Source organism: Streptomyces sp. NPDC058291 (assembly GCF_042880855.1).
In the GTDB taxonomy this organism is placed as follows: domain Bacteria; phylum Actinomycetota; class Actinomycetes; order Streptomycetales; family Streptomycetaceae; genus Streptomyces.
Genome location: NZ_JBHVYK010000019.1, coordinates 1 through 25,742, shown reverse-complemented (window position 1 = coordinate 25,742; position 25,742 = coordinate 1). Strand labels below are relative to the sequence as shown.

Below are 25,742 nucleotides of genomic sequence, written 5' to 3'. Positions count from 1 at the left end.
CGGTGTCCCCGGAGACGGAACGCGGCGGCGGGGGGAAGCGGACGCGGAGCTCCTAGCCGGGCGGGAAGCGCCCGCAGCGGAGACCATCCCCGGGGCCCGGCTCTCCGGCCGGCCCCCGGACCGCTGCGCCCTTCATCCCTCGCAGACCCCGCATACCGTCCTCACCCCGTGGCGGCCGGCTCGGGCACGCCCACGGACCAGGTGTGCACGGGCTCCCCGAGGTGCATCAGCTCGGCGTACCGCCGCGTGGTGGCGGCCAGCGCCGCGTCCCGCGACAGCCCCGCCTCCAGCGCCCGGTGGAACGTCGCCACCTGCCAGGTAGCCCCGTTGGCCCGCCGTCGGCAGCGCTCGTCGATGACGCCCAGATACAGATCGCGATCGGCGGGCTCCACGCCCCACGCGTCGAGTCCGGCCTCCGCCAGCGGCAGCAGCTCGTCCCGGACGAGACTCACCGCGTCCACCTCGACCAGGCCGCCGAGCCGACCCCGCCGGGGCCACTGCAGGCGCGCGTCGATCCCGTCCCGGCAGGCCGCCTCGAAGTTGGCGGCGGCCGTCTCGAACGGCAGCCTCGACCACACCGGCCGGGACTCCTCGGCCAGGGACCGCACGAGGCCGTAGTAGAAGGCCGCGTTGGCGATCACGTCGGTCACGGTCGGCCCGGCGGGCAGCACCCGGTTCTCCACCCGCAGGTGCGGGACGCCGTCGGCGACGCCGTAGACCGGCCGGTTCCAGCGGTAGACGGTGCCGTTGTGCAGGACCAGTTCGGCGAGCGAGGGCACCCCGCCGGCGTCCAGGACCTCCAGCGGGTCCTCCTCGTCGCAGATCGGCAGCAGCGGCGGGAAGTAGCGCAGGTTCTCCTCGAACAACTCGTGGGCCGAGCTGATCCACCGCTCCCCGAACCACGTCCGCGGCCGCACGCCCTGCGCCTGCAGCTCCGGCGGCCGGGTGTCGGTGGCCTGCTGGAACAGCGGGGGACGCGACTCCCGCCACAGCTCGTGACCGAACAGGAAGGGCGAGTTGGCGCCGACGGCGATCTGCGCGGCGGTGACCGCCTGCGCGGCGTTCCACACGGCGGGGAAGCGGGCCGGCGTGACCTGGAGGTGCAGTTGCACGGAGGTGCAGGCCGCCTCGGGCACGATCGACTTCGAGGTGCACGACAGCCGCTCGACCCCGTCGATGTCCAGGGCGAAGTCCTCGCCGCGGGCGGCCACGATCTGGTCGTTGAGCAAGGTGTAGCGGTCGACGTCGGAAAGGTTGGTGGACACCAGGTCGTCCCGGTCGAGCGTCGGCAGAATACCGATCATCACGATTCCGGCGTCGACTTCGCCCGCCTTTCGATGGGCATATGCCAGTGACGCGCTGATTTCCTCCGCGAGCCTGTCGAATACCCGGCCGCCCAATCGGTGTGGGGCTATGTTGACTTCCAGATTGAACATGGCGAGTTCTGTTTGGAAATCGCGGCTCGCGATCCTCTCCAGCACCTCGCCATTCAGCATTTTCGGCTGGCCGTCGGCACCCGCGAGATTCAGTTCGATCTCGAGCCCCATGAGGTTCTTGGGGCGGTCGAAGCGCTTCTGGGCCAGGAGCCGCTCGAGCCCCGTCAGACACCGTCGTAGCTTGTCCCGGTAGTGCTGACGATCGGACAGGTCGAACGCGCCTGCCACGACCTTCTCGCCCATCGAAGCGTCCCTCCTCGCGCGGCGGTCCGGCCGTCCCGGCCGCCGGTGTCCCTGACAGGAAGGATGATGCCCCGCCCGGCCGATCGATAACGTCCCCGGCCGCCCACGGCACCCGCTACGCTGACCGAAAGCCGCCCGCGGCGTTCCGTTGGCACATTCACCGGGCATGCGGCCGGAGGCTCTTTCGCACATCACGGTCTCGTGAAAAACGCCGACGAGAATGGGCCGACCACTTCGGGCGCATACCCCGAGGTCATCACGGTGCGACGGCCTGTGAATCGGGATGATTCACACGTATCGCCGACCGAATGAACCCTTGCCGTTTATCTGCGGATCGACTAGACGAAACACAGTCTGAACACATGTCGTATAAACTCGGCGAACAAGGCAGAGAAGGTTGGCGCCCACGGTCGAAGGAGCCTGTCGTCGAAGTGACGGCAGGCCGCTCGCGCACCCGAGCCCCCAGACCCGGCCCCCGCCTCTCCGACCCCCTGAGAGCCAGCTGACAGCGCCGTCCGCCCACGCCCTCGCGCCACCGTGCCTGCCGAATGAGAGGCGACCCACCATGCCTTTGCATGTCCCCCCGGCTCCCGCGCCCGCCCTGCGCTCCGTCCTCACGGCACTCGGTTCCCCCACCGCGGTCCACGAGGCTCGTACGCCCGCCCTGCGCACCGCCCAGCAGGACGCCACGCCCGACCTTCCGCTGCCCTTGCACGTCCTGGACGCGATCAGCCCGCAAGGCGCGGCCGAGACCCGGCTGGCCGGCTGGCGCTTCCTGATCCGCTGCGACGACCGTGCCGTGGCCGCCGCCGAGACCCGGCTGACCCCGGACGGCTGGGCGTTCTCGCACTTCTTCGAGGGCCCCTACATCGCCTCCACCGAACGCGCCCTGCGGCAGGCCGAGTCCGCGGCCCAGCCCTACCAGGCACGCCTGCTGTCGGTGCCCGGGCTCTACATGCTGACGCTCTGGCTGCACGGCGACTGCGCCTCGGACGGCACCACAGGACACCCCGATCCGGCCGACCTGCTGGTGCCGCTCGCCCCGGCCCCGCCCGGCATCGCCGCCCACCGTCCGCACCGGGTGGCCGAGCTGCTCCCGGTGCTCACCCTGCGGGTGACCCCGGCGCCCCCGCCGCTGCTCGGCTCACCGGCCTGATCCACTCGACCACCTGATCCGCCGGATCCCCGATCCCCGTACCCCGTCGCCGCGACCCGGCGGCGGGGTACGGCGCTGCCGGGCCGCGGCGACGGGGTACGGGGACGGCGACGTCCGGGCCGGCCCACCGACGGCGGACCGCCGTGCGGCCCGAGCGGACTAGCCCCATCCGGCCACCGGGAACCATCCGAAGTGACAGTGCGGCGGCGATGAACCGCTCGCGCGGGTGACGCGTCATGAACCTGTGAGAAGCGGTGCCGCGAAATCCCTGCGGAACGACGTCCGTAGGGCAACACTGGGTTCCGACCACTTATCACAACGGGGGGCGGCCATGAACGACGCTTCAAGCCGCGGGACAGACACGACCGACACGACAGCCATCTCACTCATCACGCCAGAGCGGAAGTTCCCATCCATGTGCCAGCACCAGCCGCCGTGCCCGACAGCGACCTCAGCCGACCGGGAGTCCGCCCGTCTCGTGGCGCACCACCCGGAACAGGGCTGGAGCCTGCTGTGCAACGGCGTCCTGCTCTTCGAGGACACCGGTGAACTCCTGCCGGACGGCCGGGTCATCGCCCCCCACCGGGTCATGACCGCCGCCTAGAGCCTGTCCGGACGGCGCGGGACCGCCGTCCGGAGACCTGTGGGGCCGGCCGCAGACACTTCTGCGCACCGGCCCCGACGCGTGTCCGGGGCCGTTCACTCCCCGTGGTCCCCCGGCTCCGGCATGACGTCCGCCCCCGGACGCCTCCCTGGACGTCTCCCTGGACGCCGACGGTGGTCACTCGTCGGCCCTCCGCCGCTGACCACCGTCCGCCGGCCCCTGGCCGCCATGGGGCGAGCTCGCCGCCCCGCCGGCTCGCGGCCCGGTCGGTCCTAGCCGAGCGCCTCCCGAAGCGCCCGGTAGGCCGGCTTGGGCGCCAACTGCTCGTCCCACGGCAGCGCGGCCCCCTCACCGGGGAAGACCGCCGGGATCCAGGAGTACTTGTCGGTGTAGTCCCAGACGGTCACGCCGACGCAGCGCCGCACCGCGAGACACGCCTCGGTCAGATCCCCGTACCAGTCGGCCTGCTCGGCCAGCTTCTCGTCGGTCGCGGGCAGCAGCATCCGCACGTCGACCTCGGTCAGCGCGGTGTCCAGGCCGAGCCGGGAGAAGCGGCGGAGGTTGTCCTGCAGGGTCGTCGGATAGCCGTACTGCAGGGCGAGATGGGCCTGCAGGCCGATGCCGTCCAGCGGGACGCGCCGGGCCTTCAGTTCCTTGGCCAGGGCGTAGTAGGCGTCGCTCTTGGGGCCGACGGCCTCGATGTTGTAGTCGTTGAGGTACAGCTTGGCCTTCGGGTCGGCCTCGTGGGCCCATCGCAGGGCGTCGGCGATGTAACCGGGGCCGAGGGTCTTGTAGAAGACCGTCTCGCGGTAGGTGCCGTCCTCGTTGAACGCCTCGTTGACGACGTCCCAGGAGTAGACCTTGCCCCGGTAGTGGCGCACCTCTGTCTGGATGTGCTTCTTCAGGACGGCTCGCAGCGCGTCGGCCGTCCACTGCCTGCCGGTGAGCCAGTCGGGCAGCTGGCTGTGCCAGACGAGGGTGTGGGCGCGGATCTTCTGGTGGTGGGCGCGCGCGAGCCCGACGATCTCGTCGCCCGCCGTCCAGTCGAAGACGCCCTGCCGCGGCTCGGTGGCGTACCACTTCATGCCGTTGCCGGGGGTGATCATGTCGAACTCGCGGCCGAGGATCTTCGTGTACGCCGCGTCGGTGAGTTCGGGATTGTCGGTGGCGCTGCCGAAGTACCGGCCGTGGCGCTGCGCGAGGTCGGCGAGGGTGGTCCGCGGTTTTCCGTGGCCCGCTCGCTCCTGCGCCTGGGCGGCCGGCCCGGTGACGATCCCGGCGGCTACGAGGACGGTGGCGAGGGCTCCGGCGAGTCTGAGCCGGGTGCGGACGGCGGTGCTGGGCATGGTGCGACTCCTCACGTGGGGTGGGTGTGAGCCGTGGGCTCCGCGGGCGCGCGTCATCCCTTGGTGGCGCCGGCGGCGAGGCCGCCGACGAGCTGGCGCTCGGCGACGGAGTAGAGGGCCAGGGCGGGGACCATGGCGAGGACGAGGTAGGCGAACACGCGCGCGTACTCGGCGGAGTACTGGCCCTGGAACTGCTGTACGCCGATCGGGACGGTCCACCAGGTGGGCTCGTTGAAGACGAGCAGCGGCAGGAGGAAGTTGTTCCAGCTGCCGACGACGGCGAGCACCGACACCGTGCCGAGGGCGGGCCTGGCCATCGGCAGCAGGATGCGCCAGAAGAAGCCGAGGGGCCCGCAGCCGTCCAGGGTGGCCGCCTCCTCCAGCTCGGCGGGGATCTCCCGGAAGAAGCCGCGCAGGATGACGATGGTGACCGGCAGGCCGAAGGCGGCCTGGGGCAGGATCACGCCGAGCGGGTTGTCCAGCAGGCCGATGGAGCGCAGCAGGAGGAACAGGGGCAGCGCCGCGACCGCGAAGGGGAACATCAGCCCCATCGTGAACAGCGTGAACAGCACCTCCCGCCCGCGGAAGGCGAACCGGGCGAAGGAGAAGGCGGCGAGCGCGGACACCGCGACGACCACCACGGTCGTCCCCACCGCGATGAGGGTGCTGCTGCCGACCAGCCGCCAGAACGAGCCGGAGCCGAGGATGTCGGTGTAGTTGGAGGGAACCCAGGGGTCGGGCAGTCCGATGGGGTTGCGGGACAGCTGGTCGGTGGACTTGAAGCCGGACAGCACGGCGTAGACGAGCGGTACGGCCATCACCGCGCCGGCGAGCCCGAGCAGCAGGTGCAGCGGGAGGGTCCGCCCGGTCCGTCCAACGCCCCCGCGGGCTCCTCGGTCGCCTCGACGGGTGACCGCATCGGCCCGGCGGGCGCCGGGACCGGTCTTGACGACGCTCACGAGCCGCCTCCTCGCATGGTCGTGGTGGCGCCCTGGAGGTCGCGGCGGAGCACGAACCGCTGGTAGGCGAGGGCGAAGACGAGGCAGATGCCGAACATGGCCACGCTGATGGCGCTGGCGTATCCGACCTGGTAGCGCTTGAAGCCGTACTGGAACATGGTCACGGCCATCGTCTCGGAGTGGTGGTCGGGGCCGCCCGCGGTGACGACCCACACCAGGTCGAACAGCTGGACCGAGCCGATCACCGACAGGAACACACTGATCCGCAGGGTCGGCGCGAGCAGCGGCAGGGTGACGTTGCGGAAGCGCTGCCAGGGGCCGGCGCCGTCGATCAGGGCCGCCTCGGTCAGCTCGGCCGGGATCGACTGGAGTCCGGCCAGGTACAGCATCATGTGGAAGCCGAAGTACTTCCACGTCATGACCAGGAAGAGGGTGGCCATGACGGTGGAGGGGTCGGCGAACCACTGCCCGCCCACCCCGTCCAGCCCGACGGCGCCCAGCACCTGGTCGGCCAGGCCGTCGTCGGGAGCGAAGATCATGCTGAACAGCACGCCGGTGATGGCCTCGGAGAGGATGTACGGCGCGAAGAACAGCATCCGGTAGACGGCCCGGCCGCGGATCTTCTGGTTGAGCGCGACCGCGAGGGCCAGCGCGAACGGCAGTTGCAGCAGGAGTGAGAGGCCGACCAGCAGCAGACAGCGCCACAGGTCGCCGAGGAACACCGGGTCCTTGAAGAGCCGGGTGAAGTTGTCGCCGCCGACGAAGTCCTCGGGCATGCCGAAGCCGCCCCAGCGGAAGAACGCGGCGTACAGCGCGAACAGCATCGGCAGCAGCACGAGCGTGCCGAACAGCACCAGCGCGGGAGCCTGGAAGCCGACGGCGGTGAGCCAGTGCAGCGCCCGCCGCCGGGCCCGCCCCCGGCCCGCGCCGGGCACGGGAGGCGGCGGGGTGACGTCCGGACCGCTGCGGCTGTCCGGGAGGAAGGTGGAGGTCATCGCCGACTACTGCTCTTCCTTCGCGACCTTGGTGATCGACTGCGCCACCTGCTGGGGTGACTTCGAGCCGGCGATGAGCGCCCCGACGCTGTCGTTGACCTCCTGGCCGAGGGCGGGCGCGTACGCCTGGTCCAGGTAGAGCTGGAAGCCGGTGGAGGCCTTCAGCTGCGCCTGCACCGCCTTGAGGTTGGGGTCGGTGAGGGCGCTCTCCGCGGCCGGGACGACGGGCAGCACGCCGGTCTTCTTGACGAGTCGGGTGTCCGTGGCGGCGGAGGCGAAGAACTTCAGGAAGTCGTAGGCCGCCTGCGGGGCGCCCTTGCGCAGCGCGTGCCCGCCGCCGCCGCCGAACACCTCGGTGATCACGCCCTTGCCGCCGTCGACCGCCGGGAACGGGAAGAAGCCGAGGTTCGCGCCGAGCCCCTTGCCCGCGTCGGACTCCACGACCGGGGCCCACTGGCCCATCAGCTCCATGGCCGCCTTGCCGTTGCCGACGGCGGCGGCCTGCCCGGTGGGGCTGTTGTAGGCGGCGCCGAGGAAGCCCTTCTGGAAGGGCTGCAGGTCGACGAGGTCCTGGAGGTGCTGCCCGGCCTGGACGAACCCGTCGCCGGTGAAGTCCTTGTCGTCCCCTGCCTTGCGCAGGGCGTCGACGCCCGCGGTGCGCATCGCGAGGTACGCCCAGTAGTACATGCCCGGCCACTTCTCCTTGCCGGCCAGGGCGAGCGGGGTGATCCCGGCGGTCTTCAGCTTGCGCACGGCGTCGAGGAAGCCGCTCCAGGTGGTGGGCGGCGCGGCGACGCCGGCCTGCTTGAAGAGCGCCTTGTTGTACCAGAACCCGATCATGCCGATGTCGAACGGGACGCTGTACGCCTTGTCGTCGATCAGATACGGCTGCCTGGCCACGGACAGCAGGTCCTCGGCCCAGTCCTTCGTCCGGTCGGTGAGGTCCTCGACGAGTCCGGCGTCGACCTGTTGCCGCAGGACGCCGCCGCCCCAGGTGTGGAAGATGTCGGGGAGCTTCCCGGAGGCGGTCAGCGCCGTCATCTTCGATTTGTAGGCGTCGTTCTCCAACTGAACGATCTTCACCTTGACCTTGGGGTTCTGTGCCTCGAACTGCTTGGCCAGCCCCGCCCAGACGTCCTTCGTCGGCTGCGTGGTGGAGATGTTCCACCACTCGATGGTGGTCGTCCCCGACGACCCTCCGTCCGAGTCGCCGCCGCAGGCGCTCAATGCCGTCATGCTGAGACCGGCCGCGGCGGAGGCCGCCAGGAAGCCGCGGCGGGAGAGTGCCGGGTCGCCCATCATGCGCTCCTTGATAGATCGAAAGTTTCGAACCAATTCCAGAAAGCTTCGCTGCTGCCGCACCCTAGAGACACCCTCGGACGAGTGGCAACCCCTTGAACACAGGCAATCCAGGGGCCAGTTCAGAGAAGAACGCCAGAAGCGGGCCTTACCCACATCGAAACATTCGGATTCACCGGCGAACCTTACGAAGCCGGACCGCGGCCAAGGCCGCAGCGACTGCACCCTGCCCCCGCCATCCGTGACGCTGAGTGGCCGCCCCTCCACCCTCGCCCCACCCCGCGACCAGTCTTAACGGAAGCTTGACGCCATCCGGCCCACGATCCACGGGCCCCGGCGTCACGCTCCGCTTACGCTGATGCCGCCGTCCGCGTGATGGCCGAAACCACACGCCGAGCCGCACCTCTGGAGCACGCCGATGGCCGCCACCGAACACCCTCCGCCCGGCCGTCTGCGCGCGTGGATGCTGGAGGGCCTCTCCGACATGGGCAAGGGACACGGCCCCAAGGAGCCGGCCGGCGAGACCGAGGCGCGGCCGGAACCCACCGGACAGCGCTGGTACCGGGTCATGTGCCTGACGGGCGTCGACTACTTCTCGACCCTCGGCTACCAACCGGGCATCGCCGCCCTCGCGGCCGGCCTGCTCTCGCCCGTGGCCACCGTCGTCCTGGTGATCGTCACTCTGGCGGGCGCCCTGCCCGTCTACCGGCGGGTGGCCGAGGAGAGCCCGCACGGCGAGGGCTCCATCGCCATGCTGGAGCGGCTGCTGTCCTTCTGGAAGGGCAAGCTGTTCGTACTGACCTTGCTCGGCTTCGCCGCCACCGACTTCCTGATCACCATCACCCTGTCCGCGGCGGACGCCTCCACCCACCTGGTCGAGAACCCGCATCTGACCGGCGCCCTGCACGACCGGCAGCTGGTGATCACGCTCGTCCTCGTCGCCCTGCTCGGCGCCGTGTTCCTCAAGGGCTTCCTGGAGGCGATCGGCGTCGCCTTCGCCCTGGTGGCGGCCTACCTCACCCTGAACGCCGTCGTCGTCTCCGTCGGCCTGTGGCACGTGTTCACCGAGGGCCATGTCGTCACCGACTGGTCCAGCGCCCTGACCGCGGAGCACGGCAACGTGTTCGCCATGATCGGCGTGTCCCTGCTGGTCTTCCCCAAACTGGCCCTGGGCCTGTCCGGCTTCGAGACCGGCGTCGCGGTCATGCCCCACGTCCAGGGCGACCCCGACGACACGGCGGAGAACCCCAGGGGGCGCATCCGGGACACGAAGAAGCTCCTGACCACGGCCGCCCTGATCATGAGCGTCTTCCTCATCGCCACCAGCTTCATCACCACCTGGCTGATCCCGGAGAAGGAGTTCGAGCCCGGCGGCCAGGCCAACGGACGCGCTCTGGCCTACCTGGCCCACGAGTACCTCGGCAACGCCTTCGGCACGGTGTACGACGCCTCGACGATCGCCATCCTCTGGTTCGCCGGAGCGTCCGCGATGGCTGGACTGCTGAATCTGATGCCCCGCTACCTCCCGCGCTACGGCATGGCCCCGCACTGGGCCCGCGCCGTCCGCCCGATGGTCATCGTCTTCACCCTGATCGCGTTCCTGGTCACCTGGATCTTCGACGCCGACGTCGACGCCCAGGGCGGCGCGTACGCCACCGGCGTCCTGGTCCTGATGTCCTCGGCGGCGATCGCGGTGACCATCGCCGCCCGCCGGGCCGGACAGCGCGGCTGGACCGTCGGCTTCGCCGTCGTCTCGGCGGTCCTGCTCTACGTCACTGTCGTGAACGTCATCGAGCGTCCCGACGGCGTGAAGATCGGCGCCTGCTTCATCGCGGGGATCATCCTCGTCTCCCTCCTGTCCCGACTGGCCCGCGCCTTCGAGCTCCGCGTGACCAGCGTGACGCTGGACGGCATGGCGGAACGTTTCATCCGGGACATGGCCAGCCGGAAGATACGGTTCATCGCCAACGAGCCCGACCAGCGCGACAAGGCGGAGTACCGCGACAAGATCGAGCAGATCCGCCAGGACAACGACATCCCCGGCGAGGACTTCGTCTTCGTCGAGGTCACCGTGGTGGACCCGTCCGAGTTCGAGTCCGGCCTGACCGTGCGCGGCGAGGTCCTGCACGGCCGCTACCGGGTCCTGACCCTGGAGTCCTCCTCCATCTCCAACGCCCTGGCCGCGCTGCTGCTGCACACCCGGGACGCCACCGGCTGCATCCCGCACATCTACTTCGAGTGGACCGAGGGCAACCCCTTCGCCAACTTCCTGCGCTTCTTCCTCTTCGGCCAGGGCGAGGTCGCCCCGGTCACCCGGGAGGTGCTGCGCGAGGCGGAGCCCGACCGCACCCGCCGGCCCCGCGTCCACACGGGCTGACGGCCGGGGAGTGCGCCGGCGCCGGCGGCCCGAGGCGCACAGAAACCGACATACCAGACATAAGGCGTCGCGGCCTCTACCGTGACGCTCATGACCCTGAGCATCCGCAATCAGCTCCCCGGCACCGTGACCGCCGTCCAGACCGGGGAGGTCATGGCCGTCGTCCGGATCCGCCTCGACGGGGGCCACGACCTCATGGCGGCCGTCACCCTGGAGGCCGTGAACCAGCTCGGTCTCGCCCCGGGCACCCCGGTCCACGCCCTGGTGAAGTCGACCGACGTCTCCCTGGCCGCCGGTCAGGTCGCCGGGCTCTCGATCCGCAACCGGCTCCCCGGCACGATCACCGGGCTCACGATCGGCGAGGTCATGGCCTCCGTGAAGATCACCATGGAGGGCGCCCGGCTCACCGCCGTGATCACCAAGGACGCGGCGACCGATCTGGGCCTCTTCGTGGGATCCGACGTCGTCGTCCTGATCAAGGCGACGGAGGTGTCCCTGGCGACGGCGTAGGACGGCGCGGGAGCCTCCCGAACACGACCACGGCCACGGCCACAGGCCGCGGAGACGACCACAGGGCCCCGTCCGCGACGGACGGGGCCCTGTGACGCGCCGGCTCAGTCCTCGTACGCGTCCAGCGGCGGGCACGAGCAGACCAGGTTGCGGTCGCCGAAGGCCTGGTCGATCCGGCGCACCGGCGGCCAGTACTTGTCGGCGGCCGACACCCCGGCCGGGAAGACGGCCTCCTGACGCGAGTACGCGTGCTCCCACTCCCCGCCCAGGGCCGCCGCGGTGTGCGGGGCGTTGCCCAGCGGGTTGTCCTCGGCCGGCCACTCGCCCGAACCGACCTTCTCGATCTCCGCGCGAATCGCGATCATCGTGTCGCAGAACCGGTCGAGCTCGATGAGGTCCTCGGACTCGGTCGGCTCGATCATGAGCGTCCCGGCCACCGGGAACGACATCGTCGGCGCGTGGAACCCGTAGTCGATGAGCCGCTTCGCGACGTCGTCGACGCTCACGCCGGTCGCCTTGGTCAGCGGTCGCAGGTCGATGATGCACTCGTGCGCGACCAGCCCGCCCGGCCCGTTGTAGAGCACCGGGTAGTGCGGCTCCAGCCGCTTGGCGATGTAGTTGGCGCTGAGCACCGCGACCTGCGTGGCCCGCTTGAGGCCCTCGCCGCCCATGAGCCGCACATAGGCCCACGAGATCGGCAGGATGCCCGCGGAGCCCCACGGAGCCGCCGAGATCGGGCCCACACCGGTGTCCGGCCCGGCGGCGGGCTGCAGCGGGTGGTTCGGCAGGTACGGCGCGAGGTGCGACCGCACGGCGACCGGACCGACGCCCGGGCCGCCGCCGCCGTGCGGGATGCAGAACGTCTTGTGCAGGTTCAGGTGGGAGACGTCACCGCCGAAGTGCCCCGGCTTGGCCAGCCCGACCAGCGCGTTGAGGTTCGCGCCGTCGACGTACACCTGCCCGCCGGCCTCGTGCACCTGGGCGCAGATGTCGGCGACGTGCTCCTCGAACACCCCGTGCGTCGACGGGTAGGTGATCATCAGCACCGCCAGCTCGTCCCGGTGCTTCTCGATCTTCGCGCGGAGGTCCTCGACGTCGATCTCGCCGTCCTCGGCGGTCTTCACGACGACGACCTTCATGCCCGCCATCACGGCACTGGCCGCGTTCGTGCCGTGCGCGGAGGACGGGATCAGACACACGGTCCGCTGCTCGTCGCCGTTGCCCCGGTGGTAGCCGCGCACGGCGAGCAGACCCGCCAGCTCCCCCTGCGACCCGGCGTTGGGCTGCAGCGACACCTTGTCGTACCCGGTGACCTCGGCGAGCCGCTCCTCCAGCTCGTGGATGAGCGTCAGGTAGCCCAGCGCCTGCTCGGCCGGCGCGAAGGGGTGCATCTGCCCGAACTCGGGCCAGGTGACCGGTTCCATCTCGGTGGTCGCGTTGAGCTTCATGGTGCACGAGCCCAGCGGGATCATGCCCCGGTCCAGCGCGTAGTCCCGGTCGGCGAGGCGACGCAGGTAGCGCAGCATCGCGGTCTCGGAGCGGTGCTGGTGGAAGACCGGGTGCGTCAGGATCGCGTCGGAGCGCAGCAGGTCCTCGGGCAGGGCGTCCTCGGTGGCCGCGTCGAGGGACTCGATGTCGCCCTCCACGCCGAAGGCGGCCCAGACCGCGGCCACCTGGGCCCGCGCGGTGGTCTCGTCACAGGAGATCGACACGTGGTCGGCGTCGACCGGGTGCAGGTTCACGCCGTGCTCGCGCGCGGCGGCGACGATCTCCGCGGCCTTCGCCGGCACCCGCACGGTGAGCGTGTCGAAGTAGGAACCGTGCACGATCTCGACCCCGCCGGCCTGGAGTCCGGCGGCCAGCAGAGTGGCGTAGCGGTGCGTGCGCCGGGCGATCGCCCGCAGTCCGTCGGGCCCGTGGTAGACGGCGTACATCCCGGCCATCACCGCGAGCAGCACCTGCGCCGTGCAGATGTTACTGGTGGCCTTCTCGCGCCGGATGTGCTGCTCACGCGTCTGCAGGGCGAGCCGGTAGGCCTTGTGCCCGTCCGCGTCGACGGACACGCCCACGAGCCGCCCGGGCAGGCTGCGCGCGAACTTCTCGTGGACGGCCAGGTAGCCGGCGTGCGGCCCGCCGAACCCCATGGGCACCCCGAACCGCTGCGTGGTGCCGACGGCGATGTCGGCCCCCAGCTCGCCCGGCGACTTCAGCAGCGTCAGCGCGAGCAGGTCCGCCGCGACGGTGACGAGCGCGCCGAGTCCGTGCGCCTGGTCGACGAGCGCCTTGAGATCACGCACGGCCCCCGAGGCTCCGGGGTACTGCACCAGCACGCCGTTGATCTCGCGCTCGGCGATGTCCGCCGGGATGCCGTCGCTCAGGTCGGCGACGACGACCTCCACGCCGGTCGGCTCGGCGCGGGTCTGGATCACGGCGATGGTCTGCGGCAGCGCGTCCGCGTCGATGAGGAAGAGGCCCTTCTTGTTCTTCCCCATGCGGCGCGACAGCGCCATCGCCTCAGCGGCGGCCGTCCCCTCGTCCAGCAGCGACGCACCGGAGGTGGGCAGCCCCGTCAGGTCGGCGACCATGGTCTGGAAGTTGAGCAGCGCCTCCAGCCGGCCCTGCGAGATCTCCGGCTGGTACGGCGTGTAGGCCGTGTACCAGGCCGGGTTCTCCATGACGTTACGCAGGATGACGGGCGGCGTGAACGTCCCGTAGTAGCCGAGCCCGATCATCGAGTCGAGGACCTGGTTGCGATCGGCCAGCGCGCGCAGCTCGGCCAGCACCTCGGCCTCGGTGCGCGCGCCCGGCAGGTCCAGCGCGTCGGCGTTCTTGATCACGTCCGGGACGGCGGCGGCGGTGAGCTCGTCGAGCGAGCCGTACCCCACGTGGGCGAGCATCTTGGCCCGCGCCTCGTGATCGGGCCCGATGTGGCGCTGCTCGAAGGGGATGCCCTGTTCGAGCTCGGTGAGCGGAATGCGATGGGCGGTCATTACGGAGGCCTCCTGGTCTGACACGACCTTCGTGGGTCACCACGGCGCGGGTACCCGGACGGCCTCCCCCTCTGTCATCTCAACCTGAGAGCTTCACCGGCCGCCCGAGGACGCCCGGCTTTCACCGTCGGTGAGAGCGGGGACCGTCGACGCCGTCGGTACCCGCCCTGCTTTCCAGAGTGACCTCGTCCGTGCGGTACGTGAGCCTGAGAGATTCCGGGGAGGATTTGCTCCTTCGGCGCCTCCGACGTTCTTCGGAGGACTCTCCCGCACGGGGTCAGCAGCCGTTGCCAGACTACCAGCGAGGTCAACATCACCCTCTCCAGTGGCCGTCGGTCCCATTGTGCTCTTTTGTAGTGCTAACGGATGAGTTGCGAGCAAGTGGAGGGCCCGTGCAGACCGACATCGATCCGCGCAACCTGATCGGCCGCAAGGCGTTCGACCGTAACGGCGCCAAGATCGGCACGGTCGACGAGGTCTACCTCGACGACGCGACGGGCGTGCCGGAGTGGGCGGCCATACGCACGGGCCTGTTCTCCCGCGACGCTTTCGTCCCCCTGGAGCCCAGCGAGCTGGTCGAAGGCGCCCTGCGGATCCCCTTCGACCGGGCGCTGATCAAGGACGCCCCGGACTTCGGCGTGGGCCGCCACCTCTCCCCGGAACAGGAACTCCAGCTCTACCACCACTACGGCCTCGACCTGGGCGCCCCTCCCCCGCTGCCCGACCACGACTTCGGCCGGCTGGCGGGCACGGACGACGGCTGAGCCCTCAGGCACAGGCCCGTATCAGCTCCCCCAGCATCCCGCTCGGGTCGTGCAGCGATCGGGCTCCGTCCGTGACGACTCTTCGCGTGCCGGCGTCGACCGGATCGGTCCGCGCCCAGGCGGTCGATCCGACGCACACCTCCACCTCCAGCCCGGACGCCGTGACATGCCGCCACTCGGTGACCGGCCCCCAGGCCCGCACCCGCACCACCTCGCCCAGCGACAACTCCCGCAGCCACGCGTCGTCCGCCGCGTACCGCTCGGGCGTCGTCGACAACAGCAGAAGATCGACGTCCGAGTCGGGCCGCGCGACCCCCCGCGCGCAGGAGCCGACGAGCAGCAGCCCGGCCACGTCGCTCCGCTTCGCGGACCACCGGGCGACCCGGTCCGTCACCGAGCCCCTCTCGGCCGCCCGCTCCGGCGACACCCCGGCCCGTTCGGTGAACCGGTCCTCACGCCCGTCCATGCCGTTCCCCCTGCTCCGCCGGCGCCGCCCACCCGACGCCGTCACTCCGACCCGTCCCACCATCGCGAGCCGCTCACTGTGTGTAACGGATCGACCTCACCGGGAGTTCCCCGTCCCCCACCCCGGAACTCCGACGTCAGGGCCCGGCACACCGGCCGCCGCTCCGCCGCCCTCGTCGGGTCTTCGCCGCACCAGCGGCAGCGGGTCCGCGGGCTCCAGTCCCGGATCGTCGGTCCGGAACGTCCGCACCCGCCCCGGCTCCGACTCGGGCGTCTCGAAACGCACCGTCACCCGGCCGAGGCCACTGCCCTGCACCCACCCGTGCCCCAGCTCGGCATGGCGCACGTCGTGCCCCGGTCGCCACTGGCGCTCGGCCGGCGCCGGCGCCTCGACGACGGGCTCCCCCAAGGGCTCCTCCTGCGGCCCGGCCGAACGCTCCTCCGCGGCCTGTGCGAACAGGTCCTCCTGGGTGAAGTCCGCCAGACCGCTGACGCCGACCCCGAGGAGCCGCACCCCGCCGGTCGTGTCCACGGAGTCCAGCAGCCTGGCCGCCGCCTCCCGGACCACCGCGCGGTCGTCGGTCGGCCCGCGCAGCGTCTCGGACCGGGTGAGCGTGGAGAAGTCGTAGCGCCGCACCTTCAGCACGATGGTCCGCCCCGACAGACCGGTCTCCCGGAGCCTGCGCACGCACCGGTCCGCGAGCCGCTGCACCTCCAGCTCCACCCGCACCCGGTCATGGATGTCCACGTCGTAGGTGTCCTCGACCGACACGGACTTCGTCTCCCGCTCGGCCACCACGGGCCGGTCGTCCCGCGCCAGCGCCATCGCGTACAGGGCGTGCCCGTGCGCCTTGCCCAGCAGCCGCACCAGCTCGTCCTCACCGGCCTCGGCGATCTCGTCGACCGTGGTGATCCCGGCGCGCCTGAGGTGGTCGCCCGTGGCCGGGCCGACCCCCGGCAGGGTGCGCACCGACATCGGCCCGAGCATCGCCCGCTCGGTACCCGCCTCGATCAGCACCAGGCCGTCGGGCTTGGCCTGCTCCGACGCGATCTTGGCGAGCATCTTGCAGGAGGCGAGTCCCACCGAACCCGTGAGGCCGGTGACCGCCCGTATGTCCCCGCGCAGCCGGATGCCGGCCAGCCGCGCCGACTCGCTGTCCCAGGCCGTCTCTCCGGCCTCCAGATCCACGAACGCCTCGTCCAGGCTCAGCGGCTCGACCAACGGTGAGAGCGCCCGCAGCAGCCCCATCACCTGCTCGCTGATCGACCGGTAGAACGCGAAGCGCGGGACGAGATAGGCGGCGTGCGGAGCCAGACGACGCGCCTGCGCCATGGGCATCGCCGAGTGCACCCCGAAGACGCGCGCCTCGTAGGAAGCGGTCGCCACCACCCCACGCGGCCCCAGACCGCCCACGACCACGGCCTTCCCGCGCAGACTCGGCTTGGACGCCTGCTCCGCCTGGGCGAAGAAGGCATCCATGTCGAGATGCAGGATCGTGGGCGCGTTTCTCACACGTCCGATGCTGCACCACACCACTGACAACGGCGTTCCCCCACCGCCGCTCGCGCCCCGGAACGCCCCGGAAGGGCCTCAGACCGCCCGGTTGCGCCGACGCGCCAGCTCGTCCGCCGGATTGTGCCCGACCAGCGTCTCCCCGGTGTCCACGCGCTCCCCGTGCAACTGCGACAGCGCGCTCTCCACGTCCCGCCACACCACGCCCACGGCGATGCCGAAGACCCCCTGCCCACCCTGGAGCAGGGCGTGGACCTCGTCCGGCGAGGTGCACTCGTACACCGTGGCGCCGTCGCTCATCAGCGTCATGCGCTCCAGATCGCTGAACCCGCGCTCGCGCAGATGCTGCACGGCGCTGCGAATGTTCTGCAGCGACACCCCGGTGTCGAGGAACCGCTTCACGATCTTGAGGACGACGACGTCCCGAAAGCTGTACAGCCGCTGGGTGCCGGAGCCGTGCGCGGGCCGCACACTCGGTTCGACGAGGCCGGTGCGGGCCCAGTAGTCCAGTTGCCGGTAGGTGATGCCCGCCGCCGCACAGGCCGTCGGACCGCGATAGCCGATCTGCTCGGACGCCATGGACGCCGCCCCTCCGCCGCTCGGCACGGCCGCCGGTCGATGCGGGGCGTGATCGGCCGAGCCGCCCTGCTGCGGGTATCCCCCGCCCGGGCGCGACCAAGAGCTCGGGGGAGGGTACGGACCGCTTCCCCCGACACCGAATCCGGGGGCACCCCCAGCCGTACCGTCGCCGCTGGTTCTCACGCCGACCTCCGTCCTTGAACTGCCTTCTCGACGGTAGGCAGTCACCAGGGGTGCGTCAACGATCGCCACACTCGGCACGCCGAGTGATAATCACCCTAGGAGTGGTTTCCCGTACCCCACCGCGGGGAAAGGCTAGCCGAATGCGCTGAGAACGGGCCGTAGGACGCTCTCGGTCGCCGCCGGCATTTGCCGGAAACGGAGCGGGCGCCCCGAACGGAGCGCCCTCGTCCCGCGCCTGTGCGCCGCTACTGGTTGCTGGTGCCGAAGTCCTCGGGCGAGATCTGGTCGAGGAACTCGCGGAACTTCTCCACCTCGTCCTCCTGCTCGTCCGGGATGGCGATCCCCGCGTCGTCGAGCACCGTGTCGCTGCCGTAGATCGGCGTACCGGTGCGCAGCGCCAGCGCTATGGCGTCCGAGGGACGCGCGCTCACCTCGACCCCGCTGGCGAAGACGAGCTCCGCGTAGAAGACGCCCTCCCGCAGATCCGTGATGCGCACTTCGGTGAGCTCCTGGCCGACGGCCTCCAGCACGTCCTTGAACAGATCGTGGGTCAGCGGCCGCGCGGGGGCCATGCCCTGCTGGGCGAAGGCGATCGCCGTCGCCTCGCCCGGTCCGATCCAGATGGGAAGGTAACGGTCGCCTCCCACTTCACGCAGCAGCACGATCGGTTGGTTGGAGGGCATCTCGACCCGGACACCTACGACATCGAGCTCGTTCACACAGCAACCCTAGGCCGTGCCCGGGACGTTTGGGTAGTCGGGCCGGGAACGGGTGACCGATCCACCCCGGGCGAACCGGCCCGCTCAGGGCAGCCGCACCCCGAGCGCGGTCTGCACCAGCGCCGCGTGCAGCCGCACCGTCAGCCCCGCGATCTCCTTGCTACGGGCCTCCGCGTGGGCCCTGGTCTGCGGATTGCGGTGACGCTTGAGAGGGGCCACCACCTGGTCCACGAGCCCGGCCTCCCGGTCGGCGGCGGCCTTCATCGCCCGCAGATGCCTCGGCTCGATCCCGAACCGGCCGAGCTCGGCCACCAGGGCGGCCACCGTGGCCGCCTCGGCGTCGTAGACCCCGCCCTCCAGCGGCACGACGAGCCCGTAGGACTCCCACTCCTCCAGCTCCCGCTCACCGATCCCCGCGGCCGCCAGCAGCTCGGAGCGACCGATCCGGGCCACGGTGGGGCCGTCCGGCGGCTCCAGGACGGCCTCGCCGTCCCGCTGCCGGCCCACGGTCGGCAGCGGCGCGGCCTCGCCGCGCTCCATGGCGTCCAGATGCTCCCGGATCACCTTGAGCGGCAGATAGTGGTCCCGCTGCATCCGCAGCACGTGGCCCAGACGCTCGACGTCCCGCGTGCTGAACTTGCGGTACCCCGAAGGCGTCCGCTGCGGCTCGACGAGCCCTTCCGACTCCAGGAAACGGATCTTGGAGATGGTGACTTCGGGAAACTCGTCGCGCAACGCGTTCAGCACGGCGCCGATGCTCATCGGACCACCGTCCGCGGCTGCGGCGCCGTGTCCGGCGCCGCCCCTCGGTGTTCGAAGCATGGACCTTCCCTGGGGGATCCCCCGGGCCGAGCCCGGGGGCGGGTCAGTAGCCCTGCTGGCTCGCGTAGAAGACCAGCCGGTACTTTCCGATCTGCACCTCGTCGCCGTTGGACAGAGCGACCTCGTCGATCCGCTCGCGGTTGACGTAGGTGCCGTTCAGACTGCCGACGTCCGCAACCCTGAACGTGCCGTCGGGGTTGCGCCGGAACTCCACGTGCCGACGCGAGACCGTCACGTCGTCCAGGAAGATGTCGCTCTGCGGGTGACGTCCGGCCGTGGTCAGATCGCCGTCCAGCAGGAAACGGCTGCCCGAGTTCGGGCCCCGTCGTACCACCAGCAGGGCGGACCCCAGCGGCAGCGCGTCGACCGCGGCCTGGGCCTCGGGAGACAGCGCCGGCAACTGCGTCTGGCCGGTGACCTCCGCGTCGTAGGCCTCCAGGCCGGAAATGGAGATCGTGGAGGTCGTCTCCGACGCACGCTCGGGCGTCAGCCCGGGACGCAGCGGCGCACCGCAGTTGGAGCAGAAGCGGCTGTTCTCCGCGTTGCGGTTACCGCACCTCGTACACACCAGGGCCGACATAGGGGAAAACCCTCCACCCGCACTCGAGGCTGACGGTTGGCCGAAACCTATGCCGCCGGACTGGGCAGGGTCAACAGACGCCGCGCCCTGACCTCCGGAAATGTCGCCGCCCGGACCACCCACCTGGTCCCGGAACAGCGGCCGCTGACCTTCTGCGTCAGGCTGTGCGCGATGACGAGCGGTCGCGTTGTCGCTGCCCTCTCGTGCGCTCTTGCCGAACAACTTCGCAAACAACTTCACGGGCGATTCCCCTTGACCGAAACAGACCCGCCCGTGGGGCAGGACGAACCCTGACTGATGACACCGGTCGACCCGGACACCTTCACAACGTCCGTGCCCACCAGACAGTTTCCACCACGCACCACCCGATCGGTGCGTCGACCCCCCGCAACCTCATGCCCCTGCCGGACACCCCCCAAGCGCCCCCGGCTCACCGGCCCGACGACCGAGCGTAGTCAGGCCGCTTCGCCGCTCGCAAGGCGTCCACGACGATCTTGCCGGACCGCTCGACGGTCACGGTGGCCTGCTCCTTCTCCAGAGTCTGCACCACACCTCCCGGGATGTTCAGCGCCGGCTCGAGATCCTGCGGGTTGCCGATGACCTTGAAACGATAGGGCGTGTTGATCTTGTTCCCGTCGACGCTGACGCCCTTGCCCGACTCCGTCAGGAAGGTTCCGGCCACCACCCGCACACCGTTCACCTGGATCGCCTCGGCCCCGGCCGCGCGCAGTTCCTGGATCGCGTCGAGCAACATGTCCGCCTCGACCGTCCCCTTCGTGTCCGTGATGGTCATCGTGATGCCCGGCCCCTGCGCGGCGACCGTGCCCGCCAGGATGCCGAGTTGCCTCTCCTTCTCGACCGTCTGCTTGCGGGCCTCCTCCGCCTGGTCGGAGCTGTTCTCCAACTCCTGCTGCTGCTTCTCGAGACCCTGCTTCTCGTCCTCAAGACGCTGACTGCGGTCGTCGAGTTCATCGAGGATGCGCACAAGATCTTCCTGCCGCGCGCCCCGCAGGGCGTTCCCGCTGTCGCTGTTGGACGCGACCTGGACGGCCAGACCGAATCCGAGTCCGAACAGCAGCAGGGCGACGATCAGTTGAGCCCGAGTGACCCGCGGCGGCCAGAGCCCCTGGACCAACCGCTGCCGACCGGTCTCCGCGGGCGCGGCCGACTCCCCGGCCGGCCCCCTGGTCGGCTCGTCGGCGGACGCGGCCGTCGCGACCTCGTCAGGCAGCTCCTTGCGCAGCCGGTACGCGGGCGTCTCGTCGTTCTCGTCCTCGTTGCTCATGTCGTCACGCCCGGAACACGTGGCGGCGGATCGCCGCGGCATTGGAGAAGATCCGGATGCCGAGGACGACCACCACACCGGTGGACAGCTGCGACCCCACGCCCAACTCGTCGCCCAGGAAGACGATCAGCGCGGCCACCACCACGTTCGACAGGAACGACACCACGAACACCTTGTCGTCGAAGATGCCGTCGAGCATGGCCCGCAACCCGCCGAACACGGCGTCCAGCGCCGCTACCACGGCGATCGGCAGATACGGCACGACGGCTGCCGGAACCTCGGGCTGGACCAGCAGTCCGGCCACGACTCCCACGACGAGCCCCAGTACGGCGATCACGATGCGTCCTTCTCAGTCTTCGGCTGTGCTGTACGTACGATCACACTCGGTGCGGCCGGCAGCCGGACGTCGTCCACCACCGAGATGGCCGTCCGGATGCCGTAGTTCTCCTGCAGAGCGTTCAGATACAGCCCGTCCGCGCTGTTCTGGAACCTCGTGCTCAGGTTTTTCCCGTCCCCCACCGCCAACACCGTGTACGGCGGCACCAGCGGCTTGTTGTCGACCAGTATCGCCTCACCCGCGGCCCTGATCGCCGACAGAGCCGTCAACCGCTGCCCGTTGATCGAGACGGCCTCGGCGCCCGACGCCCACAGACCGTTGACCACCCGCTGCATGTCGCGGTCCCTGACACGGCCCGTGTCGGAGAAACCCGCGGTCTCACGCGGACCGCCGCCACCGCCCGACGTGGCCTCCTTGGCGTCGTCCACCACCAGTTTCACGCCGGGCCCGTGCACCTCGACGGCGCCCGACAGAATCCCCACCAGGTCCGCGCGCTCGCCGCCGCTCTGTTTGAGCGCTTCCCGCTGCCGACTGCTCACGTCGTCGCGCAGCTTGTCGACCGCGCTCTCCAGCTCGTCGGCCGACTCGGTCTCCCGGTCGACGCGGTCGATCAGCTCCTCGCGCTCCTTGGCGACGACCGGAGCCGCGACCCGCGCCTGCACCGCGCCGACGGTGACCACCAGGGCCGCGAGCACGAGACCCACGGCCAGAAACAGCTTCGCCCGCGCCGTCCTGGGCAGGCCCCCCGCGCCATCGGCCTGCTTACGCGCGGCCGCCTCGGCGTATCCGTCGTCGAGGCTGTGATCCATGACGTTGGTGAGCAGCGACATGGACGCGTCCGGGCGCGACACGCGCGCGGGTGTGCTCCGAACGGGGGGCGGCTGCGGCATGCCGCACATCGTCGCACGTCGCGTCCAGTACCTCCGAACGGCCCCACCGACGTGCCGGACGGGCCCCTGGGGGACACTCGTCCGGCACGCGCGTGTGCGGGCGGTTCAGCGGCCGGCGCTGTCCACGACCGCCGCCCACTCGTCCAGCAGGGCCTGCGCCGACGCGTCGTCCGGGCCCTCGGCCCACAGATGGGTGACGGCCTCGGCCGGGTCGGGCAGCACCATCACCCAGCGCCCGTCGGTCTCCACCACCCGCACCCCGTCAGTGGTGTCCACGAAGCGATCTCCGGCCGCTTCGACGACCCGCCGCATCACGAGGCCCTTGACGGCCCACGGGGTCGCCAGATCCCGCTTCAGGACGTGCGCCCGCGGAATGCGCGCGTCGATCTGGCTGAGGGTGAGCTGCGTCCGGGCCACCAGACCGATCAGCCGCACGAAGGCCGCGGTGCCGTCGAAGACACTGCTGAACTCCGGGACGATGAACCCGCCCTTGCCGTCGCCGCCGAAGATGGTCGTCTCGTCCCGCCCGACCCGCGTGAGGTCGTCGGGCGAGGTCGTCGTCCACTCGACCTGCGTGCCGTGATAGGCCGCGACCTGCTCGGCGATGCGCGTCGTCGTCACCGGCAGGGCCACCCGCCCGCTACGGCGCTCGGCGGCCACCAGGTCGAGCAGCACGAGCAGCGCGCGGTCGTCCTCGATGATCCGCCCCTTCTCGTCGACGAGCGAGAGCCGCTCGCCCACCGGGTCGAAGCGCACACCGAACGCGGCACGGGAAGACGCCACGATCTCCCCGAGCCGTACCAGCCCGGACCGCCGCTGATCGCCGGTCTCCGTCGGCCGCGCCTCGTTCAGACCGGGGTTGATCGTCAGCGAGTCCACCCCGAGCTTCCCGAGGAGACTCGGCAGCAGCAAGCCGGCGCTGCCGTTCGAGGCGTCCACGACGACCTTCAGGCCGGACTCGGCGACGCCGGTCGTGTCAACGTTCCGCAGCAGCGACCCGGTGTACGAGTCGAAGACGCTGGCCGGGAAGTGCAGATCCCCGATCTCTCCCGGGAAGGCCCGCCGGTACTCCTGCCGCGCGAACACCCGGTCCAGCTTGCGCTGACTGCCCTGTGACAGGTCGGCGCCCTGACCGTCGAAGAACATGATGTCGACGGAGTCCGGCACCCCGGGCGAGGTCCTGATCATGATCCCGCCCGCGCTCCCGCGCGCGGTCTGCTGCCGCGCCACCGGCAGCGGCACGTTCTCCAGGTCCCGTACGTCGATGGCGCTGGCCTGGAGCGCCGAGATGACGGCCCGCTTGAGCGCACGCGCACCACGGGAGTGGTCACGGGCCGTGGTGACCGTGGACCCCTTCTTCAGCGTCGTGGCGTACGCGCCGGCGAGACGCACGGCCAGTTCCGGCGTGATCTCGACGTTCAGGATGCCGGACACCCCGCGAGCGCCGAAGAGGTGAGCCTGTCCCCGCGACTCCCAGATCACCGAGGTGTTGACGAACGCACCGGCTTCGATGGTCTTGAAGGGATAGACCCGCACATTGCCCTGCACGATCGATTCTTCACCGATCAGGCATTCGTCGCCGATGACGGCGCCGTCCTCGATCCGGGCGGCCCGCATGATGTCGGTGTTCTTGCCGACGACACAGCCGCGCAGATTGCTGTGCTGTCCGACGTACACGTTGTCGTGCACGACGGCCTTGTGCAGGAAGGCCCCGCTCTTGACGACGACATTGGATCCGATGACCGTGTGCTCACGGATCTCCGCGCCGGCCTCGACCTTCGCGTAGTCGCCGATGTACAGCGGTCCCCGCAGCTCGGCGTCCGGGTGCACCTCGGCGCCTTCGGCGACCCACACGCCCGGCGAGATCTCGAACCCGTCGATCTCGACGTCGACCTTGCCTTCGAGCACGTCGGCCTGCGCCTTGACGTAGCTCTCGTGCGTGCCCACGTCCTCCCAGTAGCCCTCGGCGATGAAGCCGTAGACCGGCTTGCCCTCCTTCATCAGCTGCGGGAAGACGTCACCGGACCAGTCGACGGGCACGTCGGCCTCGACATAGTCGAAGACCTCGGGCTCCATGACGTAGATGCCGGTGTTCACGGTGTCCGAGAACACCTGGCCCCAGGTCGGCTTCTCGAGGAAGCGCTCGACCTTGCCCTCTTCGTCGACGATGGTGATGCCGAATTCCAGCGGGTTCGGCACCCTCGTCAGGCAGACGGTGACCAGCGCACCCTTTTCCTTGTGGAAGTTGATGAGCTCCGTGAGGTCGAAGTCGGTCAGGGCATCGCCGGAGATGACGAGGAAGGCGTCGTCCTTCAACGCCTCCTCTGCGTTCTTGACGCTTCCCGCGGTACCGAGTGGCTTCTCCTCGTTGGCATAGCTGAGCTCCATTCCGAGCTCTTCGCCGTCACCGAAGTAGTTCTTGACCAGCGATGCCAGGAACTGAACAGTTACGACGGTCTCATTGAGCCCATGCCTTTTGAGCAGCCTCAGAACGTGCTCCATGATCGGCCGGTTGGCCACCGGCAGGAGCGGCTTGGGCATGCTCGAGGTCATAGGGCGAAGGCGCGTGCCTTCGCCTCCGGCCATCACGACGGCCTTCATGTCGGAAGCGTCCTCCTAAAGAGACGACGGTCTAGCCGACTTCACCCGTCCAGATTGTCCCGCAGATTCACGCCGCAGGCCATTGAGCCACTGTGCTGCCAATCGGCGAGGTCAGTCGGCCACAGCGTCCGCACGAACGAGGCGGCGGACCTGTACCACGTACAGGACTCCTGCCCACCAGTACAGGGTTGTACCCCATCCTGCGAACGCCCATCCGAAAATAGCAGCCAGTGACGCCAACCACCCACTTCCGTCACTGAGCAGGAGCAGCGGGAAGGCGTACATCAGGTTGAAGGTCGCGGCCTTCCCGAGGAAGTTCACCTGCGGCGGCGGATAGCCGTGCCGCCTGAGGATGCCCACCATCACCAGCAGAACCAGCTCCCGCGCAAGAAGTACCGCCGTCAACCACAGAGGGAGGATCTCCCGCCAGGTGAGGCCGACGAGTGTCGAGAGAATGTAGAGCCGGTCCGCGGCCGGATCGAGGAGCCGGCCGAGACTGCTGATCTGGTTCCAGCGTCGCGCGAGCTTCCCGTCCAGATAGTCGCTGACGCCGCTGAAAGCCAGCACCAGAAGGGCCCAGCCGTCGCTCTGCGGTCCTCCGAACTCGGGCCGGAGGATCAGCCACAGAAACACGGGCACGCCGACCAGACGCGCCATGCTGAGGATGTTCGGGATGGTGAGCACCCGGTCTGTCTGAACGCGGGTCTCCTGGACCTCCACCCGGCGGCCTCCAGTAGGAAATGAGTCAACGATTCCCCCTGACCCTACCCCAACGCAAAAAAGCTCTGGCTCTCGGGCTGTATGCCCAAGAGCCAGAGCTCTGAAAGGAGTTCGGCGGTGTCCTACTCTCCCACAGGGTCCCCCCTGCAGTACCATCGGCGCTGTAAGGCTTAGCTTCCGGGTTCGGAATGTAACCGGGCGTTTCCCTCACGCTATGACCACCGAAACACTATGAAACTGTTTCAGCCGCACCATGCCGTGACCATGGCATGGGGCCGTTCGTGGTTTCAGAACCAACACAGTGGACGCGAGCAACTGAGGACAAGCCCTCGGCCTATTAGTACCAGTCAGCTTCACCCATTACTGGGC

At 70.0% G+C, this 25,742-nt stretch carries 22 protein-coding genes, 1 rRNA gene and 1 riboswitch; of the genes, 5 read left to right on the top strand and 18 right to left on the bottom strand.

Annotation, left to right across the window (positions count from 1 at the left end):
* Nucleotides 1–161: 161 nt before the first annotated feature.
* Nucleotides 162–1,679 (bottom strand): glutamate--cysteine ligase, encoded by a 1,518-nt coding sequence (locus ACFVYK_RS12480; RefSeq protein WP_389772151.1) that lies wholly within the window; start codon nucleotides 1,677–1,679, stop codon nucleotides 162–164.
* A gap of 565 nt (nucleotides 1,680–2,244) precedes the next feature.
* On the opposite strand from ACFVYK_RS12480, the gene ACFVYK_RS12475 reads away from it, so the two are divergent.
* Nucleotides 2,245–2,835: a hypothetical protein gene (locus tag ACFVYK_RS12475; protein WP_389772147.1), complete on the top strand. Its 591-nt coding sequence runs from the start codon at nucleotides 2,245–2,247 to the stop codon at nucleotides 2,833–2,835.
* 415 nt (nucleotides 2,836–3,250) lie between these two features.
* Nucleotides 3,251–3,439, top strand: coding sequence for a DUF5999 family protein (locus ACFVYK_RS12470; protein ID WP_389772144.1), 189 nt, complete (start codon nucleotides 3,251–3,253; stop codon nucleotides 3,437–3,439).
* Between the two features lie 272 nt (nucleotides 3,440–3,711).
* Here ACFVYK_RS12470 and ACFVYK_RS12465 read toward each other — a convergent pair whose 3' ends face one another.
* From ACFVYK_RS12465 to ACFVYK_RS12450, 4 genes are all read right to left on the bottom strand, one after another.
* Nucleotides 3,712–4,785 carry an endo-1,4-beta-xylanase gene (locus ACFVYK_RS12465; RefSeq protein WP_389772141.1) on the bottom strand — a complete coding sequence of 358 codons (1,074 nt, stop codon included), beginning with the start codon at nucleotides 4,783–4,785 and terminating at the stop codon, nucleotides 3,712–3,714.
* A gap of 53 nt (nucleotides 4,786–4,838) precedes the next feature.
* Complete coding sequence (locus ACFVYK_RS12460) at nucleotides 4,839–5,603, bottom strand: carbohydrate ABC transporter permease (protein ID WP_389772328.1); 765 nt, start codon at nucleotides 5,601–5,603, stop codon at nucleotides 4,839–4,841.
* 137 nt (nucleotides 5,604–5,740) lie between these two features.
* Entirely contained in the window at nucleotides 5,741–6,739 is a 999-nt protein-coding gene (locus ACFVYK_RS12455; RefSeq protein ID WP_389772138.1) for a carbohydrate ABC transporter permease, read from the bottom strand.
* A 6-nt stretch (nucleotides 6,740–6,745) separates the two neighbouring features.
* Entirely contained in the window at nucleotides 6,746–8,038 is a 1,293-nt protein-coding gene (locus ACFVYK_RS12450; RefSeq protein WP_389772136.1) for an extracellular solute-binding protein, read from the bottom strand.
* A 418-nt stretch (nucleotides 8,039–8,456) separates the two neighbouring features.
* Between ACFVYK_RS12450 and ACFVYK_RS12445 the strand changes: the two genes are divergently transcribed.
* Both ACFVYK_RS12445 and ACFVYK_RS12440 read left to right on the top strand, forming a co-directional pair.
* Nucleotides 8,457–10,415 carry an amino acid transporter gene (locus ACFVYK_RS12445; protein ID WP_389772133.1) on the top strand — a complete coding sequence of 653 codons (1,959 nt, stop codon included), beginning with the start codon at nucleotides 8,457–8,459 and terminating at the stop codon, nucleotides 10,413–10,415.
* Nucleotides 10,416–10,505: 90 nt separating this feature from the next.
* Nucleotides 10,506–10,925: a molybdopterin-binding protein gene (locus tag ACFVYK_RS12440; RefSeq protein ID WP_389772130.1), complete on the top strand. Its 420-nt coding sequence runs from the start codon at nucleotides 10,506–10,508 to the stop codon at nucleotides 10,923–10,925.
* A gap of 104 nt (nucleotides 10,926–11,029) precedes the next feature.
* On the opposite strand, the gene gcvP is transcribed toward ACFVYK_RS12440, so the two are convergent.
* Nucleotides 11,030–13,915: an aminomethyl-transferring glycine dehydrogenase gene (gene gcvP / locus ACFVYK_RS12435; RefSeq protein ID WP_389772128.1), complete on the bottom strand. Its 2,886-nt coding sequence runs from the start codon at nucleotides 13,913–13,915 to the stop codon at nucleotides 11,030–11,032.
* Nucleotides 13,916–14,099: 184 nt separating this feature from the next.
* Nucleotides 14,100–14,195, bottom strand: a riboswitch (glycine riboswitch).
* Nucleotides 14,196–14,307: 112 nt separating this feature from the next.
* On the opposite strand from gcvP, the gene ACFVYK_RS12430 reads away from it, so the two are divergent.
* Nucleotides 14,308–14,679 (top strand): PRC-barrel domain-containing protein, encoded by a 372-nt coding sequence (locus ACFVYK_RS12430; RefSeq protein ID WP_389772125.1) that lies wholly within the window; start codon nucleotides 14,308–14,310, stop codon nucleotides 14,677–14,679.
* A gap of 4 nt (nucleotides 14,680–14,683) precedes the next feature.
* Here the strand turns inward: ACFVYK_RS12430 and ACFVYK_RS12425 are convergent, their stop codons facing one another.
* From ACFVYK_RS12425 to rrf, 12 genes are all read right to left on the bottom strand, one after another.
* Complete coding sequence (locus ACFVYK_RS12425) at nucleotides 14,684–15,145, bottom strand: nucleotidyltransferase domain-containing protein (protein ID WP_389772122.1); 462 nt, start codon at nucleotides 15,143–15,145, stop codon at nucleotides 14,684–14,686.
* A 96-nt stretch (nucleotides 15,146–15,241) separates the two neighbouring features.
* The gene (locus ACFVYK_RS12420) at nucleotides 15,242–16,657 is read right to left on the bottom strand and encodes a DNA polymerase IV (RefSeq protein WP_389772119.1); all 1,416 of its coding nucleotides are present in this window, start codon (nucleotides 16,655–16,657) and stop codon (nucleotides 15,242–15,244) included.
* Nucleotides 16,658–16,735: 78 nt separating this feature from the next.
* Nucleotides 16,736–17,419 carry a MerR family transcriptional regulator gene (locus tag ACFVYK_RS12415; RefSeq protein WP_389772117.1) on the bottom strand — a complete coding sequence of 228 codons (684 nt, stop codon included), beginning with the start codon at nucleotides 17,417–17,419 and terminating at the stop codon, nucleotides 16,736–16,738.
* 245 nt (nucleotides 17,420–17,664) lie between these two features.
* A complete protein-coding gene (locus tag ACFVYK_RS12410) occupies nucleotides 17,665–18,138 on the bottom strand; it encodes a bifunctional nuclease family protein (protein WP_004934251.1) in 474 nt (157 codons plus the stop codon).
* An 84-nt stretch (nucleotides 18,139–18,222) separates the two neighbouring features.
* The gene (locus tag ACFVYK_RS12405) at nucleotides 18,223–18,960 is read right to left on the bottom strand and encodes a MerR family transcriptional regulator (protein ID WP_389772115.1); all 738 of its coding nucleotides are present in this window, start codon (nucleotides 18,958–18,960) and stop codon (nucleotides 18,223–18,225) included.
* A 43-nt stretch (nucleotides 18,961–19,003) separates the two neighbouring features.
* The gene (locus tag ACFVYK_RS12400; RefSeq protein WP_389772325.1) at nucleotides 19,004–19,888 is read right to left on the bottom strand and encodes an FHA domain-containing protein; all 885 of its coding nucleotides are present in this window, start codon (nucleotides 19,886–19,888) and stop codon (nucleotides 19,004–19,006) included.
* A gap of 82 nt (nucleotides 19,889–19,970) precedes the next feature.
* Nucleotides 19,971–20,825, bottom strand: coding sequence for a DUF881 domain-containing protein (locus ACFVYK_RS12395; protein ID WP_389772113.1), 855 nt, complete (start codon nucleotides 20,823–20,825; stop codon nucleotides 19,971–19,973).
* Nucleotides 20,826–20,829: 4 nt separating this feature from the next.
* A complete protein-coding gene (locus ACFVYK_RS12390; protein WP_020133151.1) occupies nucleotides 20,830–21,162 on the bottom strand; it encodes a small basic family protein in 333 nt (110 codons plus the stop codon).
* A complete protein-coding gene (locus tag ACFVYK_RS12385; RefSeq protein ID WP_389772323.1) occupies nucleotides 21,159–21,992 on the bottom strand; it encodes a DUF881 domain-containing protein in 834 nt (277 codons plus the stop codon). The genes ACFVYK_RS12390 and ACFVYK_RS12385 overlap by 4 nt, the downstream gene beginning before the upstream one ends.
* Before the next feature lie 165 nt (nucleotides 21,993–22,157).
* Nucleotides 22,158–24,653, bottom strand: a complete 2,496-nt coding sequence (locus ACFVYK_RS12380; protein WP_389772111.1) for a sugar phosphate nucleotidyltransferase — start codon at nucleotides 24,651–24,653, stop codon at nucleotides 22,158–22,160.
* Between the two features lie 111 nt (nucleotides 24,654–24,764).
* Nucleotides 24,765–25,373, bottom strand: coding sequence for a CDP-alcohol phosphatidyltransferase family protein (locus ACFVYK_RS12375; protein ID WP_389772109.1), 609 nt, complete (start codon nucleotides 25,371–25,373; stop codon nucleotides 24,765–24,767).
* 109 nt (nucleotides 25,374–25,482) lie between these two features.
* Nucleotides 25,483–25,599, bottom strand: a 5S ribosomal RNA gene (gene rrf, locus ACFVYK_RS12370).
* Between the last annotated feature and the right edge of the window lie 143 nt (nucleotides 25,600–25,742).